Source organism: Gelidibacter japonicus, assembly GCF_010725055.1.
In the GTDB taxonomy this organism is placed as follows: Bacteria; Bacteroidota; Bacteroidia; order Flavobacteriales; family Flavobacteriaceae; genus Gelidibacter; species Gelidibacter japonicus.
Map to the genome: position 1 here is coordinate 137,628 of NZ_BJKB01000009.1, position 21,246 is coordinate 158,873.

The following is a 21,246-nucleotide window of genomic DNA, read 5'->3' on the forward strand; positions in this document are numbered from 1 at the left end:
TTAAAATAACTGAAATGACAACGTTTAAAACATATAGTATATTAAGTCTGATTATTTTTCTTGCGTTATCTTCAACTTTGGAGATAAAGGCGCAAGAAATTACCGAAGAGAAGATAAGGACGTTAATGCAAGAGGAAAATGTTCCTGGAACCCAAATTGTACACGTTAAAAATGGTAAGTCTACGTCTTATAATTTAGGCGAAAAAAAATATAATTCGGGAGATATGGTTACTGCCGAAACACTTTTTCAAGCGGCGTCCATGACTAAAGTTGTTGCTGCTTTCGCAATGTTAAGACTCTTCGATCAAGGTGTTTTCGAACTTGACGTGCCTTTATCAGATTATTGGACTTACGATAGACTAAAGGACGACCCATATCTAAATGAAATAACAGCTAGGATGGTATTAAATCACACTAGCGGGTTGCCCAATTGGGCAAGAAACAAACCTTTAAAAGTCGGTTTTAAACCCGGAACCGACTATCAATATTCCGGCGAAGGATTTTTTTATCTACAACAGGTATTGGAACACTTAACCGGAAAGTCTTTTGAAGACATTGTAAAAAACGAGGTCTTTATACCTTTTGATATGAAAGAGAGCAGTCTTTTGTACGATGATGAGAAGGATGTATTATATGCCTATGGTCATGACGGCACCGATGGTTTAGAGCCATCAGAAAAAAGAAAGTTTATTAGAGAAAATGCCGCATATACTTTATTGACCACTGCTTCAGACTATACAAAGTTCGTTCAAAAAGGATTGCTTGAAGGTAAGGGCTTGGATACCAAAACACTTAAATTAATGCTTACTACCTCGAGCAAAATGAAGGCTAAAAACAACCCGACTGCAATTGAAGCTAACAAACATTTATCTTTTGGGTTGGGAGTGCTTTTACAAGAAAACGAATTAGGCAAACAGATAATTCATACGGGAAGTAATTCAGGAAGATATTTAGCAATATTTATTGCTTATCCTAAAACGAAAGAAAGTCTAGTGGTTCTTACAAATAGTATCAACGGGGGAGTTTTTAGAGAAAAAGTTGCGAAACTTCTACTAGAGAATCAAACGTTTTGGTCGTTTCATCGATAATATTCAATATGAGCCACTTTGTCATAAATTAGTATTATTCATTAACCAATCGAATACTATTCTAAAAATATAAGGATGACCTTATCACAAATGGATACGGCCCATCAATAAAGGTAGGATTTAATAAATCGGTTGGTCTTGATTTAGACTATCCAGTAGGTTTTTTATTTTGAGGACTCCATATTTTTTTGAGTTAGTCTAAAACAGCGTTGGGCCTGTCAGTTCAACGCTGTTATATTATTAAAGAGATCATCCCAATAGTTAAAGTAGTTAGACGTTTAATATCAAAAATATTATAATTCATTCTGTCTGTCAAACCTTAATTAAAAAGGATTATAATTACACTAATATTTAACACAAAACCAATAGTATGAAAGCAAATCATATCATTTTAATCTTTATGTGCACAATTCTGACTTTCAGTTGTAAAAACGAACCTGAATATGATATTCTTATTAAAAATGGTAGGATAGTCAATGGGAGTGGGGAAGCTTCTTTTGTTGGTGATGTGGCCATAAACGCAGATACCATTGTTGCTATAGGTAACCTCAAGGACGAAAGTGCGAAAGTAGAAATTGATGCCAATGGCTTGGTGGTTGCTCCTGGATTTATTAATATGCTAAGCTGGGCAGCCTCTTCATTAGAGACCGATGGCAGATCTATGAGTGATATAAAGCAAGGCGTGACGCTTGAGGTTTTTGGAGAAGGTACTTCAATGGGCCCCATAATAAATAAAGATCCGGAAACTGGGCAAGTAACTCTAACAACATTAAAACAGAAGATGGATGCTCTAGCTAAGAAAGGGGTATCAACTAATATCGCTTCTTTCATAGGGGCTACAACGCTACGTAAAAACACCGTTGGCTACGATGATCGACCTGCTACAGGACAAGAGTTAGACTCTATGAAAGCTATGGTTAAACAAGCTATGGAAGAGGGTGCGGTAGGAATAGGATCTGCTCTCATCTATGCTCCAGCGTTTTATTCTTCCACTGAAGAGCTCATAGAAATAAGTAAAGTTGCAGCTGAGTATGACGGTCTGTATATCTCTCACATGAGAAGCGAAGGAGTAAATTTCTTACAAAGTACAGATGAATTAATGCGTATTGCAAATGAGGCTGGTATTAGAGCGGAGGTGCATCATTTAAAGCAAAGCGGAAAAGACAATTGGTCTAAGCTTGAGGTTTTTATAAAGAAAGTGGATTCTGCTCGAAATGCCGGGTTATCTATAACATCTAATATGTACACCTATGTTGCAGCTTCAACGGGATTGAGTGCCGCAATGCCACCATGGGTTCAAGAAGGAGGCTATAAGAAATGGTCAAAACGTTTGCAAGATCCCAAAATACGTAAAGAAGTATTGAAGGCCATGAGAGAACCTGCTCTTGATTGGGAAAGTTTAATGCAGGGCGCGGGTTCTGCCGATAACATGATTTTAGTGGGATTTAAAAATGACAGTTTAAAATATCTGTCTGGAAAAACCCTACAAGAAGTGGCTGACATGAGAAAGTCCTCTCCGGAAGAGACTGCAATAGACTTAGTTATTCAAGACGGTAGTCGAGTGCAGGTTATATATTTTGTAATGAATGAAGAAAACGTAAGAAAACAAATAGCATTACCCTGGGTAAGCTTTGGATCTGATGGAGGATCGTATGCTGCCGAAGGTGATCGGATAAAACGTAGTACACATCCAAGATCTTACGGAAACTTCGCAAGAGTTTTTGCTAAGTATGTTAGAGAGGAAAATGTGATTTCCTTGGAGGAGGCCGTTCGTAAATTAACATCTTTACCTGCCTCGAATCTGAGGATTAAAAAACGTGGCAAATTACAAGAAGGCTATTTTGCGGATATTGCTATTTTCGATTTTGATAGGATTCAGGACAATGCAACATTTACTGACCCACATCAATACTCCAGCGGAATGGTTCATGTCATAGTAAACGGTACAGAAGTTCTTAAAAATGGGGAGCATACTGGAAAAATGCCGGGGCGTGTTGTTCATGGCCCTGGATATGTTGAATAAGATTAGTATCGTTGTTGGCTATGATGTATACGGTCGATGACTATCTGAAAATTAAAACTATAGAAAGAGAACGCTCTAGATGTCTTAAATTATCAGGACAAGTGATAAAAATAAATAAACGAATTAAATAATCTGTCCTTGAATGCGGCATTTTTTAAAATTATGCGAATATAAATTCTAACTAGCTTATATTATCAAAATCTTGAATGGATCTTTTTTTATTTATTTCAATTATAGCTCCATACGTGCTATTAGGATAGTGGCAGGATAAAGGCAGGATAAAGGCAGGATAAAGGCACATGAAAGCCTTGTGGTCTAACTATTAATTTATGGATAATCTTAAAAGGCACTTTCAGAAAGCCTTAAAACCCTTGTATTTACAAGGGTTTTATTGTATATTTATAGTAACAAAAACCCCGGAAATAAACTCTACTCGAAGGAAATAACGGTTACATCCATTTTAATTTTTGCCTTGTTGTACCATTTCAATCCCGCTCCATAACCGTAATCTAACGTCATAATCGCTCAGCCCATTCCCACTCCATTCCGCAAAAGCTCCATTACGGGCAATGCGCTTCCCTTAACATCTTGGACCCTATCCCCAATTTCTACTTTCCATTTCGCTAACCCGGTCCGCTGCGCAGGATCGGGACACTTCATTCCCCATCCGAAATTGTGGATAGCGTCCGCCAGATCGGACTTCCAATTTTCATTTGGTGCCGCTTTTCATGTTTTGGCACTTCCCAAACCTCTTTTAGATTCACATCCGCACCCTCACTGTCCCTCTCTTTTTTTTGATGGCAAAATACCAACATTTGGAACTTGACCGGACTGCATAAACCAGGCTCGTGCCTCGCACTTTTTTATAAGTCCTCTACAATTCCAAATGTTGAAAATGTATTGGCAACAAAAAAAGGTAACAGCGAGGGCGCTATGGGAAGTAAATCTAAAATGAATCTTATGAAATCGTACAAAAACATCAAAAGAAAAGCGGCACCAAAACAAAACAACCAGCCTGCCGGCAGGCAGGAAGGAAAACGCTCAAGATATAATAAGTAAATCATTTCAAAAACATATTAAGACAAACGGTCTGAAGGGTTCAGACGGTATTTTTATTAACCTACCTGTCAACAGACGGGTCTATAATTCTTTTATTATGAGCACTTTAAAAAATCATGTACAGTTAATTGGAAATGTTGGTCAGGAACCGATCATGGCAATTCTTGAAAGCGGAAAAAAAGTAGCCCGATTTTCATTGGCCACCAACGAGTATTACAAGGATGACAAAGGTGAGAAAACACAAACTACAGATTGGCATACGATCGTGGCCTGGGGTAAGACTGCCGACCTTATAGAAAAATATGTCGATAAGGGAAAAATGGTTGGTGTTACCGGTAAACTCACAACTCGAACCTATACCACGGACGATGGCAGTCAACGTTTTGCCACGGAGGTGGAAGCAAAGGAGATTCTTTTGTTGGGAAGTAAAAATGATAGTTAATCATTAAAAGTTAAAGAGGGTGTCTCTCTCGAAGGGTGCCCCCTTTTTTATTGTATTCATTAATTAAATTAGGAAATTATGAAATCGAAGATTCACGAACACCAAAACAAATATGAACCAATGGGTAAAACACAAATTGACGAAATCAAAGAAGGACTGCAACACTTTCACGGTACGGAAATGTTGTATAAAATTCCGTTATTGGGAACGCATTTTACGGACGGCATAAAATATCTTGCCGATATGGCAGCGTGCTTTTGGCTGATTACCGATACTTCGGTAATTGCAAAAAGCCTAAGATCCAAAAGCGAATTTATAACGATCGATTTTAAAAGATTGTCCAAGGAACAACAGGAAGTAGAAGGTTACGAAGCTGAAATAGTGTATAGCGATGGCAACGATATTGTTCTGGAAAGACAGGGCTACCGGGCAACCGATTTTCCTCTCGATGACCTACGGCTGTTCTTTGTGCATGGGACACTTATGTTGCCTAACGAATACTAAAGTTTTGGATCACCAAGATATTAGAGATCTAATTGTAGATTCGCAAAACCGACCTCAATTGTTATTTTATTTCAAATCCATTATTTAAGCACCTCCAATTTAGGGGTGCTTTTTTATGCAATCCATTTTAAAAACCGATAAAAAAATGTATCTTTATTGGGCTGCAAATCAACATGCAGATGTTTCAAGCGGTTATCCTATGTTTACTTTCGCCGGTAACCGTAATATCAAAAAATAACAGACCGGAAATTCATTTCCCTAAATGGCAATTGGCGCCCGATTTATCGGTGATGAGCCAGATTGTATGAAATTTTGTCCCGCTTGCGCGGGACGAAAAGGAATAGCAAGAGGGTAACACGCTGCGCGATGTTAAAAATTCCTTTTAGGCATCAAAACCCTGACAATCAATGAGTTAAAGGTTTTGTGCGTATTTAGCTTTTAGTCATTTGCGACAAACGGCCTTTAAACGCCCATTTTTAGGGAAGAATTTGCGACAAACGGCGACTTATGGACACATTTATTGGAATTAGATTTAAAAAGGAAACGGCCAAACGTTTTCAGGAATTCTCAAGAACCCACTTTAGCTCACACACCGAGGCAATGGCCACGATGTTGGACTTTTTCTTGTACAACGAGATTTCTCCAAAAGAGAAACTGGGCCCTACGGGAAGGACCATCGAAGCGTCCATTAAGAAACGGATCAATGCTGTCATCGCTATTTTAAGGGACGTCGAAAAAAGCCAGACCAAACCGACGGCTGCAATGTTGGCATCGCTCTTCCAGACTGAGGAGGCTCCTAAGAAAGCTCTGATTTTGGAAAAAAAAATTATGGAAGAAAGAAGACAGGTTCACCCGACTGGCGACGAGTTGGATCCTATGGAAAAATGAAATGAAAATAGTAAAGTTTAATCTGTTGAACCATGTATATCACAATCACTCCCCAAAAGCTTGGAGGCAATTACTCCCAAAGCGCTGCCGATTTTGTAGAATATCTGGAGAAGGAAAACCAGGGTGTGGAAGAAGCGGGCCAGACCAAACAAGCAAAAGGTGTCGAATATTTTTTCAATCAATATGACGATGGAATTTCTGCGGAGGAAGTCGTTAAGGCGATTGATGGGAATACGGCAAAATTAAAAAGGAACGAACCGAAATTTTATTCCATTACGGTAAGTCCTTCCAAATATGAACTGAGCCAATTGCAAAATTGTAGCGGTGACCTAAAAACATATACCCGTGAACTGATGAAGGATTATGTGGCCTCTTTTAACCGGGAAATCAATGATCGCTCCATAACCATCAATGACATAAAATACTTTGCAAAGATCGAACACCAAAGAACCTTTAAAGGCACAGATATACAGATCAAGGAAAACCAACCTTTTGCCTCAAAGATCCTTCAGTTAAAAACGGAAATTCGAAATATACGTGAAGGTAGGGCAGAAGGGGATGTCGAAAAGAAGAGATTGGAAATTGAAAAACTGGAAAAGGAGGCGCCGCATCAGCAGGATGGTAAACGAATCGTGCAAGGGATGCCGAAAGCGGGAAACCAAAGCCATATCCATATCATCGTCAGCCGGAAAGACGCGTCAAATAGCTTCAGCCTTTCCCCCGGGAGCAAACACAAAGCTTCGGAGGTTGAAATGCACGGCAAGACAGTCAAGCGTGGCTTTGACCGTGATAAATTCTTTGGACATGCCGAGAAAACGTTCGATCGGACATTCGGTTATAAAAGAAACTTTGCGGAGACCTATAGGGCCCGAAAGGATTTCATCAAGAATCCAAAACTCTATTTTGCAGCGCTTATGAAATTGCCTACCAATGAAAGGGCCTTGGCATTCAGGATGATGGGGGATTCGGGTGTTCCCATGATGCCAAATCTTCCAATTACCCAGACCCAATTGGCCCTGAAGCTATTCAATAGGTTAAGACGTGGCGCCGAAGTGGCCATCAAATCAAGTTCGATCGGAATATAACTTGGAAGCATGCAACCAGAAAATCTCTTAGCTACGCTTTTAATAATTGGTTTGGCCAGTGCGGTTTTCTATGGATTGTTTCGGATCGCCAGGCGCGCATTCATCATTAATATGCTCTTGATTGGTATTCTAGTCGTTTATTCCATTACGGAGATTTCATGGGTTATCATCGCGCTCTATTATGTGTGCCCTCTGCTCTTGATCAATGTGGTTATGTACGTGTTCTTACATGAAACGGAAGAATCCAAAACGGGAGACCTTAGGTACCAGGTCAATTTTGAGACCACCAAAGGAAACCTCAAACTCGATAACATCAAGCGTGGGGCATCGGTTATCGGCTCTGCGGGAAGTGGAAAGACCGAAAGTGTGGTCTATGGCTTCTTGAAGCATTTTAGAAAAGAGGGCTTTTGTGGCATCATCCACGATTATAAGGATTTCGAATTGACCGAAATGGCCTATCTGCTTTTCAGAACAGGTACGGTACCCTTTAAGGTAATTTCCTTCGACAGGATCATCCATAGGGTCAATCCCATCGCACCCCGCTATTTGGAGAACGAGGAGAGTGTCAATGAGGTGTCCAGGGTCTTGGTCGAGAACCTTTTGGAACAGCGGGAATCGGCTACATCTGGAACGACCAAGTTCTTTAACGATGCTGCGGAAGGCTTGATCGGTGGCCTGATCTGGAAACTGAAAACTACCTATCCTGAGTTGTGTACGCTTCCGCATGTGATTGCTGTTTACCAGTATCTGGATACGGACAGCTTGATCAGGTTTTTGGAGACGAATGCCACCTCAAGGGCCATGGCCGATGCCTTTATCAGCGGAAGGGACTCGGAACGGCAGACGGCGGGCGTAAAAAGCACCTTGGCCAATGCGTTGAAGCGAATCAGTACCCAGCGCATCTTCATGGCCTTATCAGCGGATGAGGTGCCGCTCAATATCAATAGTCCGGAAAATCCTTCTGTGGTTTCGATTGTGAACAATCCTAAATTTGAAACGTCGTATTCACCGGTCATTGCTATGATCATCCATACCATTACTAAACAAATGAGTGTTCGAAACAAAGAACCTTCATTTTTATTGATGGAGGAGGCACCGACCATTCGCTTATTGAATATGCACCGCATTCCCGCAACATTACGGAGTTACAATATTTCTACGATTTATGTGATGCAGGACAAGATTCAAAATGACATGATGTATGGTGATAAGGCAAGCAAGGCGATTTTGAGCAACCTTTCCTATCAGTTCTTTGGAAAGGTCAACGACCCAGATACGGCCAAATATTATGAGCGTTTCTTTGAGATCATTAAGGACCCTACCAAAAGTGTAAGCCGCGGTTACAGTCTTGATTTTGATACGCGCATCACTACAGGTGAAAAAGAGATCCCTAAAATTAGGGCTGATGTCTTCTTTAGATTGAAACAAGGTGAATTTATTACGTATGCGGATGGTAAGGATAAAAGAGTCCAGTTTAAATTGCGGCCAATTAAGAGGCAATTGCCGGAATCAGCAATTGGATTTTCTGATGCGGATTTGGCAGCTAATTTTGAAAGGATTTATAAGGAAGCCAGGTCAATTTTTGAATAGCATGATCACAGTGTACAGCTTGAGGTGTCTTGTTCTTAACCCTGTACGTTGTTGGGAAAATATTTTTGTTTTATATCTAAGAATTCTTAAAACATAGACCTTTTACTAGGATCAAGTGGTCTCAAATTTAATTTTTTGAATTAAATCCTTGAAATATTTCGGGCTCCAAATATTTAAAACATCGTCATTTGGGATAAACTTAACGACGTCCTCTTTGATCCTGCTGAATGAAACAGAATCGATTTTGGTGTCCAATAGCTGGATGATCTGTTCTTTGGAAATGGTATCGTCAGGCCAGTCATTGGTGTCTTTCGCTCTCGTTAAGAAATGATTTAGGTCCAAAGGAATTCCCTTTTTGATATACCATTCTAAATCATACCAATCCCTTCCTTTAACTCTATTTAGCCACTTTCTAAATAGAAGAGCATGCAGTTTTCCTGCAAATAAACTAGGTTTCGTAAAGCATTTTACGTAAAAAGAAAATGGACGGAGCAATAACTTTTCTTCGGTTTGGAAATCTAGTGGAGGCTGTCGATCAACTTCTATTTTTATCTTTAAGGTCTTGTTGGAGCGCACCCCAGTTTCCTTGATGATGTCTTCTAGTACAATTTCCTGCCATATGGTTTCGGCTTTTAGAAACGCAGAATCAATAGCCGTTTGTTTTGTTTTTTTCTTTTCCTTGATACTAATGGTCAGGCCCAATGACTTAAATTCATCTATAATGGCATTGAAATATGGCTCAATAGAAAAATTAGGATTGGGCTTAAGTAATGAGAAATCCAGATCTTCTGAATATCTATCCAATCTATAGAAAATCCGGAGAGCGGTTCCTCCATAAAAAGCTGCCTTCTCAAAAAAATCAGTTCTTGATAAGCCTGCTAAAGTAATTTCTTGCATTATTTCTCGTAATGCAGATAAAATCTCTTCCTCATTCTGAGGGTTATATTCCTCTATCCATTCTTTTATCATAATTCCATCAGTGTTTTAATAAGCATTTTTAGACTACTTTTTTTAGGGGCGCTCTCAATCCATAAGTCCATGATTTTTGTATTTAATGTGCTTAATATATCATTGTCCATTCGAAGATCTTCCGATAAAAATTCCCGTGTTTGTTTGATGCTTCTAAGATGAATTTTGGGTGTTAGAACTATTTTGTCACACAATGCCTTTTCAGGGGAGGCAATTAACACGGTTTGTTTAGGTGAATATTCTATGTTTTTAATCCCATAGGAATAATAGGGAGCCTTTGATTGTTGGTAACTAAATCGTCCAACAGCAGTTTTATATATCTTTGAAGTTTGTAGAGTTACTGAACTTATTTCATAGGCCCTTTCCGGTATCATGTTCCAATAGGACAATGCGGATTCTAAGGAGACGTAACTCGGTCCCCTAAGGTGATTGGCTATCAGAAACGGCTCTGGTGTTGGTAAGTCCAATTTAGGTCCTGTTATATATAGTCCTCTTCTGATAGAAATAAGCTTTTTACTTTTAAGCAACTCACTGATTTTATCATTTGGACGCTTATAATCTTTTAATAAATCCAAAATCAGGTGCCTGGATATAGGTGTTTCTGCATATTTCTTTATTCTCTTTCTAAACTCCATGATGTGATTTTTATGAATGATAATCGGATAATTTCCGATTAACTAATACAAATATAGCAACAATATGTAAATTAGAGAGTATTTGATCGGATTATTTCCGATTAAATACTGATATAATTACAGGAATGGTGTCGTTGTTTGGTTAGATCTACTTCGTTGATTTAATATAAGATCATTTTTGTACAAGCTAGGATAATTAAAAGCGATCCGAATATAGTGATGTGACTATGAGAAGATAAAAAAAATCGGATGAAAAACTTTTGTGTTCTTGCAAAAAAGTTCTCCAGTTGGGCATTTCTTTAATCGACCTCTATTTGGGCTATTTGAAGGTATTCTAATTAGGATTATTGATATATCTGTGAGATATTTTTAGCTCAATATTTCGTTCACCATCTTTTTCGTTCAGTTCTAAAATAGCTCTACGGTCCCTTGAGAGTGAGAATTTTGGCAACACATATACGAGCCGCACCGATTCACCTTTTACAATTTTGGAGGGTAAATTCTTTGTGAAAACAGCCTCTTTATGGAGGCGTTGTACAGATTTCCGTTTTCCTTTATGTCTTGTCTCTATAGATAACGTGAGGAAATTTAAATCGTAATCGAGTGTTGACTTGTTATCGATCTTGATCACAAAGTAAAGTTCATTTCGATTGTAAACAATTTCTTCCACGCCTAAAACAATGTTCTGCCGTCGTTTTTTGGTCTTGCCTCTGCGCGGTTTCCGCTCAAGAAGATGGGAACTTAGTTCCTGGCGGTAGTACTCCTTGTTTTCCTTGTTGATTTCTTTGGATGTTGCTGGAATGGAGTCTTTGGTAACTGGTTTTTCGTTTCCGATACTGCTCGACATTGGAATGAAATAATTCAATTTTGATAGCTCCGATTTATATCTAACAATATATGAGAATACTGAACCGTTTCTATTGATGACCAGAAGATTGCTGTCCTTTCCGGGAGTCGCTTGCAGCAATCCAAAATATTGCTCCTTCTCTCGGTTATAGGTAAAAACAAAATTTTCTGATCCGGTAATGCCCTGTCGAATGGGTTCTGGGAAGAAGAGGGCGACATTCATGGTGTCATTGGCATAAATCGTGTCCATGACCGTAATGTTTTGGTCTTTAGCTTGCGCTGTACAGTAGAGTGATACTGAACTGCACGCCATAAAAATGATTGGAATTAAAGAATGTGTTTTCATAAGATTAAGGTTTTAAAATAAGTTGGTAATTGTTCAGCACGGTTACTTTCACACTGCGGTTATGGCGTTTGAGTACTTTGCTGATGCCACCAACTTGGGGGATACTTGGAATATTGATGTCGCCGATAATGTCGTCCACAACTTCATCGGTGGCTTCAGCACGAAAATTATTTTCGATATAAATGCCCTCGTTGCCATCCTGAAGATCGTAGGCTTTGAGCTTGGTGGGTTGGTGCTGGATATTTTCGATGTTGATCATTGCGCGATTGGGTTGGAAACTAATGAACCCAAAAACCAGAGTGTTTTTTGGCAGTTTCCGGTTATTGATCACCGCGGCTTTTGTCAGCCGCATTCGCAATCGGCTATTGGTTTTCACGACCTGATCGCCATCGACAACGACATGGATGGTTTCATCGGTAGTACCAATCACTGAATTGTTATCAGGTTTGGGTGACGCAGCAAAGAACAATTGATGTTCCAGGCCCAGTTCCTTGGCTTCAATCTTCTGTTCTCTTTTTATTTCTGTAGAATCTATTTCTTGTACTTTTTTGGTTTCTGGCTTTCTTTCTCCAAGAACCTGATAGGACCGTTCAGAATAGTTGATTTTCCCTGCGGAATAGATGCTATCCACAATCCGCTCTTTTTCACGTTCGGGTAAATCTCGATCATAATGGCCCAAGGAGTCCATCAGTTTTTCATCATAGATACTTGGGGCATTGGATTCCCGAACGTCCTTCAGATCGTTGAGGGCATCCAATTTGGATTTATACTGTTTCTGGGTTTCTTCCAGGGGAGGTACCAACGTCTGCTTTAAATGTTCACTTTCACTTTTGCCATCGTCCATAACCATCAGGGTATAGGCCACTAGGAATAAGACAATCACGGCCATTACGGTCGCGAAGACCATTTTATTTTTTTCTATTTTCATTGGAGATTTTTTTTAAGGTGTTTTCAAAATAATCGGTGATCAATAATCCGTGCGGATTGTTCGGGAAATTCCGATCAACTAGAATCAAACTGCCGGTAGACACAAGTTCATAGGAATCGGTAATCGACCCTCTGTTGATTTCAAAAATGGTGGTGGTCGTAAATCTATGGTTACCGTTGGACTCGGTAATTCTCGAATCGATGCTTTTCACTTTTTGAACCAAGGAATATTGCAGTAAACGATTGTACACCCCATCGGCTTTTTTTTGTCGGTATACATTGTCCACAGAACTATCGCCCAACCACAGTGCTTTTTGTAGATGACGCTCATAATTGCTCGCATCGATATTATAAAAATAGGTATGGAACAATTCCAAATGTGCCAGGGCCTCTACCATGAAGTTCTCTTTTTGGGTTACGAGCTTTAGGGGAATAACACTGCCGTCGGTGTTGATGGCGAAAGCATGGTTGAGGGCATTTTTATGGGTTGTAAAGGCGATCCAAACGGAGAATGTACTTGCCGTAAAAGCACAAACAACAACTGCCAAAACAATAAGTCTATTCAATTTGAGGAGGTTGTAAATGTTCTGATAAGGTGTTTTCATGACATGCTACTTTAATTGTTGAATAATCTGAGAGTGAAGGAGGTGGCCCGCGCATATAGTCTGAATTTTAGGAACACGATAAAACCTACAGAACCTAACTGTACCACCGGCGCGAAGAATCCCTGTCCGAAATCGGTACCGAACAGGGTTGTCCAAAAATTGGTGTTTATTTCGGTGTAGATGGCGTTGATAAAGATGTTGACCAAAAAGAATGCAGGTACCAACATATAAACCGCAGCGTATAGTTTGAAGAATGAATAGGCAAGCGATCTGAATTTCTCGAATACCGCCAAACTGATGACCAACGGAAAAAATGCCTGCATGATCCCCAATAGAAAGAAGCGTTCCGCCAGAAAAAGGGGATAGATGAACAGGTCAAGAATCCAAAGAATGACACTCAGGATAAAGGCTAAAATCTTGAATCCATACAGCGGGGTTACCAAGGCCTCATAGAGTAATGTCATGGCACTTTTCATCGCATCCATGAGATTGATATCCGCTTCTATGTCAATGTCCTGCAAATGCAGAGGCAGCAGGGCAGGAGCGGTCCCGCGATATTGTGATTCGATCGCCACGAGAATGGCATCAAAGAACCCCAATACCTGAGTCGAAAAGATGACTAATAGGACCACGGCAAAATTCTTGGCGAGTTCACTTGGGCTCAATCCCCAAGTGTACCCATCCTTGTCCACAATACCTTCATTGTATTTTTTTAGAATATTGACCAGAAAAAACAGTACGGCGAGCGTCTTCATACCCGCAATGGTATATTGTGAAAAACTGCTGTTCTGTATGGTCTGGAAAATCGTATCGATATATTCCAGTCCGATTCCTAAAATAATCATACTGATCTTATTTAATATGTGGTGTTTCGATTATTGATTTTGTCCTGCATTTTTCTAAAGGAAATGATGTCTTTGTAGCGCCGAGTTCTAATGCTTATATTCGAAACCATTTCTTTGGATTCTTCCTCTTTTTGTTTCAGTATGTTGGCACGTTCGGCATCGCTCATTTTGAGATAATCACTCGAAAGGATCTGATCAATGAAGTCCATGGTCTCCAATGAATTTTGGACAATGGCATTGAACGATTCGGAGATGCGTGTCATTTCATCTGGCTTTATATAGGGAGAATTGAGAATGGCCCTTAAATCATTCTGCATGACCTGGATCAACCGTTGGTTGTTCCGCCCAATCTCCCTGACGGCATTCATCTGTCGGACCACATTGTTGACGGTCTCGAGATTTTCCTTTTGCTGTTTTAGAAATTCAACGGTCTTTAAAAGCTGTGAGGTCTGTTTGGCCGATTCCACGAGTGATTTTGTCAGACTTATAAAGTTGGTATTGTCGTAAACGGGCATGCCTTGTGCATGGGTTTTAATGCTTAATACCAAGACGATTCCTGTGATGAGAAATTTAATTTTCATTTTATTTTGATTTAGAGGTGAATTCAATGATTGCTTTTTTCATATCGCGATGATGCTCATAGAGACTCATTATCTCTTCATTTTCCTGTCCATCCGTTAAATAGGCTGCATATACCTCCTTTGGAACTTCAAGTCTGAAAATGTTGCTTTCCTTCCCGATCTTGATGAACATCTCCGTATACTTTCGTGGTCCCGAGAAATTGTTCTTGATGGATTTCAATTGGTTCAGGTCGTGACTGGATAGGTTGAGCCTTTTGACCAGCTCGGCGTAGCCTTTCTCATTGTTTAGACTGTAAATGACCTGTGTGTTTTCCAAAATGCTGGCAGAAGTAGCGTTGCTCGGAAGTTGGTTGATGGATTGCAGAATAATGCCAATGGCACCATTTTGTTTACGGATGGCTTGATAGTAGAATTCTACACTTTCAAGGACATTATCGAACTTCAGCTGCTTGGCAAATTCATCAAAAAGGATAATGCCTTTTTCAGCCTTGTTTTTCCAAATCGTTCGTTGAATGGCGGACTTAATCAGCTTCAACATTACGGACAGGATTTCCTTGTTGTCCCTTACTTCATCCAGTTCAAAGACGATCAATCTTTTATCCTCAATTTTATAGGTCTGGTCTTCGCTGACCTCGAACAGAAAACTATATAGACCATCGCCGACATACTCTGACATTACGTGCAAGAAGCTCGTGACATTGAAGTAGTCGGGATGGATTTTTAAGGTGCTCAGAAGGTCTTTCTGATTCCTTTCTATAAAGCTGTAAAAACCATCCAAAGAGTGGTTTTCTGATGTGCTGTTGTAGTAATGGCGCAATATCTTTTTGACCGAAACCGATTGTGCTTTAGTTACTTTCAAATCTGAGGCAAACAACTCAAAAAGAAACATGGATAAATCTTCTAATCGTTCCGGTGTGAGGTCATTTTGATGGCTGATGTAGAACGGATTGATGCCTAAGTTTTTTCCACTCTCGTAGCGCAGCACCGTGTATTGTTCAGGATATAACTTGGCAAACTTTGTATAGGAACCACCCAGATCGATAATGACCAACCGGACACTACTTTCAAAATATTGGCGCAGGATATTATTGGCCAAAAAGGATTTACCCTCTCCGGTGGGTGCAAAAATGGCGAAGTTCCTTGCCTTGATGCGTTTTTTGCGTTCGTCCCATACATCCTTTAAAACCGGAATATTATGTTCGCGGTCGTTGAAGATAATTCCAGTGTCATCCGATTTGTAGTTCGTATGGTTTATGAGCAGGCAAAGGGCATGCTTCAGGTCGGTCACATAGAGATCGGAATTGGAGAAATTGGAAGAGAAGCAACAGTAACTGTTGAGAATGTAATTCTTGCGTGCTTCACCTCGCGGATAATAGGGGAGGATATCCAGTTCCTTGAACTCGGTCTTTATCTTGGAGGTAATCTTGTCGAGCTCTTTAGCCGTTTTGGCCCAATAGACAATATTGAGATGGCCTCGAATGATCCGTGAACTGTCATCGGTATTAATCTGGTCGAGAATGTGTTGGATTTTTCCGAGTACGACCTTGTTCTGTGAACCAAAACCGGAGCTTTTGTTCAGCTCCTCTATTTTTTTATCCAGCAGTTTGCGCCACTTTTGTTTGTCATCCAAATAGATGATTTGATTGACAATATGGTTTTCATTGAGCGTAAGCCCTAAACCATCAATAAACCCTTGATGAAACACAAAATCGTCAGAAGTGAATTTATCATTGGTCTTGCTGCTCTGTACACTTTCGCCAAAGCACAGTTCGCTATTGATGGCTAGGGCGTTAAATTGGTTGTCGCCAATAGTAACACTTTTTTTATCGAGTTGAATATCCGTGTCAAAACCTTCATTGAACCCGTTAAAATAGTTGCTTGTAAGTTTTAGAATGTCATTTTCCATAAGGGGCCTAAAGTCCATTTTTCTACTGTTGTTGATGAATGAAATGGAATCACTGACCGAATTGCTGAAACTTTTGATGGTGTCATCCAGTTCACCTACAATGCCCTTGGACACTTTTCGAAATGGATTGATGTATTTAGCGTTGTTTAATGCTTTGTTCTTGGTCAAAATGAAAAACAAATAGCATCGATGATCAATATGCTCACGACCTTTAAAATGGTTGTGGGTTGCCTTTGCCAAAAACGTGTTGTTTGGAAGTTGCTCGGATGTATAGTATGTTTTGAGATAAACATCCTGCTTGTGGACCACCGTCCCAACAGGTAGTGACTTTAGGGCCTGAAACCATACCCCATGGATATCTTCAAAGTCTTTTTCAGAAAGGGAGTAGATTTCAGGTAAGTCCCCTTCATAGCAAAGGATGACATTGCCATTGGTGGCCAATATGATATGGTCCTGGATATCTGCAATGGGATGATATGCCGAAAGATCAATCTTGTCCATAGTTGAAGCCTGTATTTTGTTTGTTGCTGATAATTTTGGGGAAGACCCTGGTCATCTGAAAGAGTTGAGGATGGTTCGTAATTCGAATCAGTGCTACGTAGAGCGCGGCATTCAAAATGAAAACCCCGATAATGATTCCAAAGCTGAATGAAAATATAATGATCAATAGTGAAGCCAATATGGCCACCATCATGAGTGCAAATAGCGAAATAGGCAGTCCGAAAATGACTGCCTGTTTCCTGATGTTCCTATAGACCTCGAATTTCTTCATAACGCATATTTTATGAAAAGCCTCTTAACCACTTAGACGACGATGCCAATGAGATAGGTAAATATGCCGACTACGGCACCCGCGATCAAGACAAAGACCAAAACGCGAGTGATGCCTTTCTTTAAATCTGCGTTCTCTCCAAAGAAGTGCCCGGCATTGAAAAGAAAGCCTACGAGAAAAATGACGCCCAAAATGATGGGGAATACGGTTCTGATGGTATTGGATACATCATTTACGGAATCTTCAATGCCGCCAATTTGTGCAAAAAGCGTTGTGGAGATGAGCGAGAGAAATCCTGTGACATAGATTGATTTTTTCATAACAGAAAGTTTTAAGGTTTCGTGTTGTTTTTGCTATTGAAATTTACATAAATTTGCATTTAAAACACTGTAAATCAAATAATTGTGAATAAAATATTATTTGATATTGTTTGAATTCCTTTGCTGTTATTTGGTATCAAATTTTATGGGATTTTGTATACTGCTTGTTGATAACCTGAAAAATGAAAATGAAAAAAGTGCTCAAAAACGTCAGTTTTATCTTTTTGCTTCTAAAAATGTGTTTCATTTTTGGACAGGAATCGGCAACTCAAAAAATAATAATTATAGATGTTGGACACGGTGGAAAAGACTCCGGTGCCATCGGAATAAATGGTATAAAGGAAAAAGATGTCGTGCTTAATATGGCTATGGAGATTTTGAGATTAAATAACCATTTGGAACATCCACTGGAGATCTACTTGACGAGATCTAGTGATACGCTTATTTCGTTATCGGATCGGACAAAATTAGCCAACTCTTTAAAAGCAGACCTGTTTGTTTCCTTGCATTGTAACCATGCCAATAATTCGGAGGCCAGGGGAATTGAAGTGTATGTGCCCAAGGAGACTTCACAATATGCGAGAGATGCCATCTGGTTGGCTTTTGAATGGCAAGCGACGTTCAAGGAAAAATTGGGATTTGAGAGTAGGGGTGTGAAGTTTGCGGATTTTCAGGTGTTACGGGAGACTAATGGTCAGCGTCCTGTGGTACTTTTGGAATTGGGATTTTTGAGTAATTTAGATGAGCATGCCTATCTGTCTAACAATCGAAGCTCGATTGCCATTGCACAAGTAATTTTGATGACAATAATGAAATATTGATGATGAAAGCGATTTATTTTTTGCTTACCAAACGTTTAAGGGAAATAGTGGTGCAATTTGTGATGGAGTTAGTATCCATCTACAAATCATGGCATAAATAAGTCATTTTCTCTTATCTATAGCCCTTTCATCAAACGCAATCAAATTAAACAATTCCCGCATTCTGCTCCGCACCCGATGGCCATAGTGTTCTTCCAGCTCATTAGCACCAAGATTGGTAGTAGCGTGGGTTTTAATTTTCTGTTTGGTGTCCAGAAAAAGTTCATATCTGGACAATAAGACCTCGCCCATCACATTGAGGTCTTTTCCATAGAATCGGCCCATGGGCTCTACGCCCAGATCATCAAAACAATAGGACTTGCTGTTCCCATAATCTTCAATCGTTTTGAAGCCAAGATGATTAAAGCTAAAAGTGACATTACGGGAAGGAATGACTTCGTAAGGCCGTTGTATCGGTACGATATAGCGTAGGAGTTTCATCAGGGTGGTCTTTCCGCAACCTACAGGTCCGGAAAGGAGAATGCCCTTGTTAGGATCAATGTCGTTCTTTTGGCAATAGTCTCTGTCCTTGATGAAATAATGGCACAGCTTTCGGATGACGGCAAGATCTTCGTTGTAAATTTTAAAGTGGTTGCCAAACAGTGATTTTCCCTTGGCATCCAGGTAGGTCAGTATGAGATCAAAATCATAGACCACCATTTTGCCATCAAAGGTGCCGATGCAGTATTCCACATCATCTTCAATAATTTTAGAGGGGTTGTCCATAATCTTTGTATTTAGTGGTTTTTAAGTTGTCCTTAAATTGGGACGGTGGCTTTGTGTTTGCCTTGCTTTCTTTTTTGAATAACTCGGCCCTGTCCATCCAATGCTTGGCAAGAGCGCGCCAATCCCGAATGGTGTTGCCGTCACTTGTTTTCCAGTTCCGGTTTAGGTAATGCTCGAAGAATTTTTTTCCTTCATCAGCATGACAACCTTTTTCAACAAAAAAATCAATAACAACCTGCCAGCCCTTTGGTTGTTTATTAATGTTTACTTGTTTATTACTGTTTATAGTAGATCCCATTGTAAGTCCGCTGGTGGGACCATACCGTCCCAAACCAGGTTCAGTCTTGGGACGGTATCGTTCCGCAATCTGTTCCAATAGGGGACTGCACTGTCCCGAAAGAGGTTCATTTTCGGGACGATGCCAATCATCAACTTGTCCTGTATTGGAACTGTTTTGATCCTGCAAAGATTCATCCTCGGTCCAGAAAATTGACATCTTTATTTTACTGCCCTTGTAGGGACTATTGGACGGATAATAGGAGAGGTATTTCCAATCATCGAGATCTCTAAGGCACCGGTGATATGAGGATTTTGAGCCTATTTTTGACGCTGTCATCAGATCTCTTCGGTTCACACTGAAGACTTCTGCAAATCGGTTGCAGTTCCATTCTTGAAACAGTGCCATGTACAGACTGATATGGGTGGGCTTCAGGTGGTCATCCAAAAAGAATTTTTCAAATGCCGCATTGAGAAGCTTTATGTAATTCATCTTCTACGAGTTTGAACCGTGTTGTACACGGTTGGCGGTCATTACATTTTGTATTTCTTGGGCATCGTAGTAGATAATGCCACCTACTTTTGTATAGGGGAGCGTGCCATTGATGCGAAGATTTTGTAATGTTCCTGGACTTACCTGAAGCAAATCCATAACCTCAGAAGATTTGAGGTATTTTTTCAGCTTTCCGGTGGCTTGTTTGGATAGCAATTTTTTAATATCATCGAGCAATTCCATTTTGAATTCCCGAAGATCGTCTGTGGTAATAATACTTGTTGGCATAATAAAAGGGTTTTAGAGAAAGGGACTATCACATTGATGTCAACAAAATTGATAGCCCCTGACCTGATTTAGCTCACGACCTTAAATATTTCAATAAATATGAGTTCGTGAATCTTCGATTTGACTTTCGTTATGCAAATTTGATAGTTTTTATTGTCAAAGCATCAATAGTCCATCCAGAGGTGGGAGATTTTTACTGTAATAGAATTTGAGTTGTTTTGATACGGGAAAGATTGAAAAGACAATAGTTTTGTCTTCAAATTACACTAAAGTATATGGAGAAAGGTATGGAATGGAAACATCCAAGTTGGGATGAACTATGGATCATTCATCGGAATCATCAATCCTTTTGTTTAGGGAATCGGTCAGTTTGTCCATGAATTTGGTTTTGCTTGATTTTCTCGCTCTGATTTCCATGAAAGTGTGGTAGTAATTGCCAAGGTCAACGTTAAACGATTGCTCAAACACGGATGCCAGTTCCTTAATGTCAGCGGTGCCGCTGTTAATTGCCCCACTGCTATGCAGAGCGTAGATCAACTCAATCAGTTCCGTTTTGTTTCCAGTCCAAAAAAGTTTTGAAGATGAATTTTTCATTGCATTTTGGTAAACATTGTTAGTTGTTTCTAATTTTTCAATTTCCTGTTGTAAATACACGATGAGCATATCATAGGCCATGATCATCGCAACGGTAGTGTCCTGAGAAGTAGTAAACTGATCATCTATGAAAAAATGGTACGACTCAGTGGGCGACCGAAGATCGGCCTTGCCCCGAATGAAATATTCCTCATCAAGTGTTGTGGCCCCTCTGCGGTAATAATGGTAGAAATCCAAATTGTCATTAAAATAGACCTGCAGTTTATTGATGTGGGCATTGAGATATTTGATCTGGAATTTGGAGCTGCTCCTGGGGCGTTTGCTTTCAATATTAAACAGTTTTACAAAATAGATGAGTTTGCTAAAAATTTGGGGTTTAACATGTTTAAAAAAAGAAATTTCTTCTTCTGTATTAGTAAACCCCAATTCCAGTACCTTTTTACGTAATAGCTTAATGAATTTTTCAGTTCTTGAAATGCCATGCTCTGCTTTATATAAAATATCTTCCGTGCGGGACTCCAAGGCATCTAAGTGCATCTGGTATTCCGATATTAATTCTTGGTATTTCATGTCCTGCA

Annotated in this window: 23 protein-coding genes; 9 read left to right on the forward strand and 14 right to left on the reverse strand. The window is 39.7% G+C overall.

Annotated features, from left to right (window positions below; all coding sequences use genetic code 11):
- Positions 1-14 precede the first annotated feature (14 nt).
- The 8 genes from G6N06_RS10865 (at position 15) to G6N06_RS10900 (ending at position 8,679) form a co-directional block, all read left to right on the forward strand.
- Positions 15-1,088, forward strand: a complete 1,074-nt coding sequence (locus G6N06_RS10865; RefSeq protein WP_163516763.1) for a serine hydrolase domain-containing protein — start codon at positions 15-17, stop codon at positions 1,086-1,088.
- 370 nt (positions 1,089-1,458) lie between these two features.
- The gene (locus tag G6N06_RS10870) at positions 1,459-3,111 is read left to right on the forward strand and encodes an N-acyl-D-amino-acid deacylase family protein (protein ID WP_163516765.1); all 1,653 of its coding nucleotides are present in this window, start codon (positions 1,459-1,461) and stop codon (positions 3,109-3,111) included.
- Positions 3,112-3,933: 822 nt separating this feature from the next.
- Entirely contained in the window at positions 3,934-4,170 is a 237-nt protein-coding gene (locus tag G6N06_RS10875; RefSeq protein WP_163516562.1) for a hypothetical protein, read from the forward strand.
- Positions 4,171-4,267: 97 nt separating this feature from the next.
- Complete coding sequence (locus G6N06_RS10880; protein WP_163516814.1) at positions 4,268-4,612, forward strand: single-stranded DNA-binding protein; 345 nt, start codon at positions 4,268-4,270, stop codon at positions 4,610-4,612.
- Positions 4,613-4,690: 78 nt separating this feature from the next.
- Entirely contained in the window at positions 4,691-5,116 is a 426-nt protein-coding gene (locus tag G6N06_RS10885) for a DUF6876 family protein (protein WP_240338043.1), read from the forward strand.
- A gap of 507 nt (positions 5,117-5,623) precedes the next feature.
- Entirely contained in the window at positions 5,624-6,004 is a 381-nt protein-coding gene (locus tag G6N06_RS10890; RefSeq protein ID WP_163516767.1) for a BfmA/BtgA family mobilization protein, read from the forward strand.
- 32 nt (positions 6,005-6,036) lie between these two features.
- A complete protein-coding gene (gene mobB, locus G6N06_RS10895; RefSeq protein WP_163516770.1) occupies positions 6,037-7,089 on the forward strand; it encodes a MobB family relaxase in 1,053 nt (350 codons plus the stop codon).
- A 9-nt stretch (positions 7,090-7,098) separates the two neighbouring features.
- A complete protein-coding gene (locus tag G6N06_RS10900; RefSeq protein ID WP_163516772.1) occupies positions 7,099-8,679 on the forward strand; it encodes a type IV secretory system conjugative DNA transfer family protein in 1,581 nt (526 codons plus the stop codon).
- A 111-nt stretch (positions 8,680-8,790) separates the two neighbouring features.
- Here the strand turns inward: G6N06_RS10900 and G6N06_RS10905 are convergent, their stop codons facing one another.
- The 10 genes from G6N06_RS10905 to G6N06_RS10950 form a co-directional block, all read right to left on the reverse strand.
- Positions 8,791-9,648 (reverse strand): nucleotidyl transferase AbiEii/AbiGii toxin family protein, encoded by an 858-nt coding sequence (locus G6N06_RS10905; RefSeq protein WP_163516774.1) that lies wholly within the window; start codon positions 9,646-9,648, stop codon positions 8,791-8,793.
- A complete protein-coding gene (locus G6N06_RS10910) occupies positions 9,645-10,283 on the reverse strand; it encodes a type IV toxin-antitoxin system AbiEi family antitoxin domain-containing protein (RefSeq protein WP_163516776.1) in 639 nt (212 codons plus the stop codon). Before G6N06_RS10910 ends, G6N06_RS10905 begins: the two co-directional genes overlap by 4 nt.
- A 334-nt stretch (positions 10,284-10,617) precedes the next feature.
- A complete protein-coding gene (locus G6N06_RS10915) occupies positions 10,618-11,475 on the reverse strand; it encodes a DUF4138 domain-containing protein (RefSeq protein ID WP_163516777.1) in 858 nt (285 codons plus the stop codon).
- 4 nt (positions 11,476-11,479) lie between these two features.
- Positions 11,480-12,403 carry a conjugative transposon protein TraM gene (gene traM, locus G6N06_RS10920; RefSeq protein WP_163516778.1) on the reverse strand — a complete coding sequence of 308 codons (924 nt, stop codon included), beginning with the start codon at positions 12,401-12,403 and terminating at the stop codon, positions 11,480-11,482.
- Complete coding sequence (locus tag G6N06_RS10925) at positions 12,384-13,007, reverse strand: conjugal transfer protein TraK (RefSeq protein WP_163516779.1); 624 nt, start codon at positions 13,005-13,007, stop codon at positions 12,384-12,386. The genes traM and G6N06_RS10925 overlap by 20 nt, the downstream gene beginning before the upstream one ends.
- Positions 13,008-13,018: 11 nt before the next feature.
- Positions 13,019-13,852: a hypothetical protein gene (locus tag G6N06_RS10930; RefSeq protein ID WP_163516780.1), complete on the reverse strand. Its 834-nt coding sequence runs from the start codon at positions 13,850-13,852 to the stop codon at positions 13,019-13,021.
- 11 nt (positions 13,853-13,863) lie between these two features.
- Positions 13,864-14,433, reverse strand: coding sequence for a conjugal transfer protein (locus G6N06_RS10935; RefSeq protein WP_163516781.1), 570 nt, complete (start codon positions 14,431-14,433; stop codon positions 13,864-13,866).
- A 1-nt stretch (position 14,434) separates the two neighbouring features.
- On the reverse strand, positions 14,435-16,840 hold the full coding sequence (locus tag G6N06_RS10940) for a TraG family conjugative transposon ATPase (protein WP_163516782.1): 2,406 nt from the start codon (positions 16,838-16,840) through the stop codon (positions 14,435-14,437).
- Positions 16,827-17,111, reverse strand: coding sequence for a hypothetical protein (locus tag G6N06_RS10945; protein ID WP_163516783.1), 285 nt, complete (start codon positions 17,109-17,111; stop codon positions 16,827-16,829). Before G6N06_RS10945 ends, G6N06_RS10940 begins: the two co-directional genes overlap by 14 nt.
- Positions 17,112-17,143: 32 nt before the next feature.
- Complete coding sequence (locus tag G6N06_RS10950) at positions 17,144-17,431, reverse strand: hypothetical protein (RefSeq protein ID WP_163516784.1); 288 nt, start codon at positions 17,429-17,431, stop codon at positions 17,144-17,146.
- Positions 17,432-17,619: 188 nt separating this feature from the next.
- Between G6N06_RS10950 and G6N06_RS10955 the strand changes: the two genes are divergently transcribed.
- Positions 17,620-18,252, forward strand: coding sequence for an N-acetylmuramoyl-L-alanine amidase family protein (locus G6N06_RS10955; protein ID WP_163516816.1), 633 nt, complete (start codon positions 17,620-17,622; stop codon positions 18,250-18,252).
- A 102-nt stretch (positions 18,253-18,354) separates the two neighbouring features.
- On the opposite strand, the gene G6N06_RS10960 is transcribed toward G6N06_RS10955, so the two are convergent.
- From G6N06_RS10960 to G6N06_RS10975, 4 genes are all read right to left on the reverse strand, one after another.
- Complete coding sequence (locus G6N06_RS10960) at positions 18,355-19,017, reverse strand: P-loop NTPase family protein (RefSeq protein ID WP_163516785.1); 663 nt, start codon at positions 19,015-19,017, stop codon at positions 18,355-18,357.
- Positions 19,001-19,786 (reverse strand): hypothetical protein, encoded by a 786-nt coding sequence (locus G6N06_RS10965; protein WP_163516786.1) that lies wholly within the window; start codon positions 19,784-19,786, stop codon positions 19,001-19,003. The genes G6N06_RS10960 and G6N06_RS10965 overlap by 17 nt, the downstream gene beginning before the upstream one ends.
- Before the next feature lie 3 nt (positions 19,787-19,789).
- Positions 19,790-20,074: a helix-turn-helix domain-containing protein gene (locus G6N06_RS10970; RefSeq protein WP_163516787.1), complete on the reverse strand. Its 285-nt coding sequence runs from the start codon at positions 20,072-20,074 to the stop codon at positions 19,790-19,792.
- Between the two features lie 324 nt (positions 20,075-20,398).
- Positions 20,399-21,238, reverse strand: coding sequence for an RteC domain-containing protein (locus G6N06_RS10975; protein WP_163516788.1), 840 nt, complete (start codon positions 21,236-21,238; stop codon positions 20,399-20,401).
- Between the last annotated feature and the right edge of the window lie 8 nt (positions 21,239-21,246).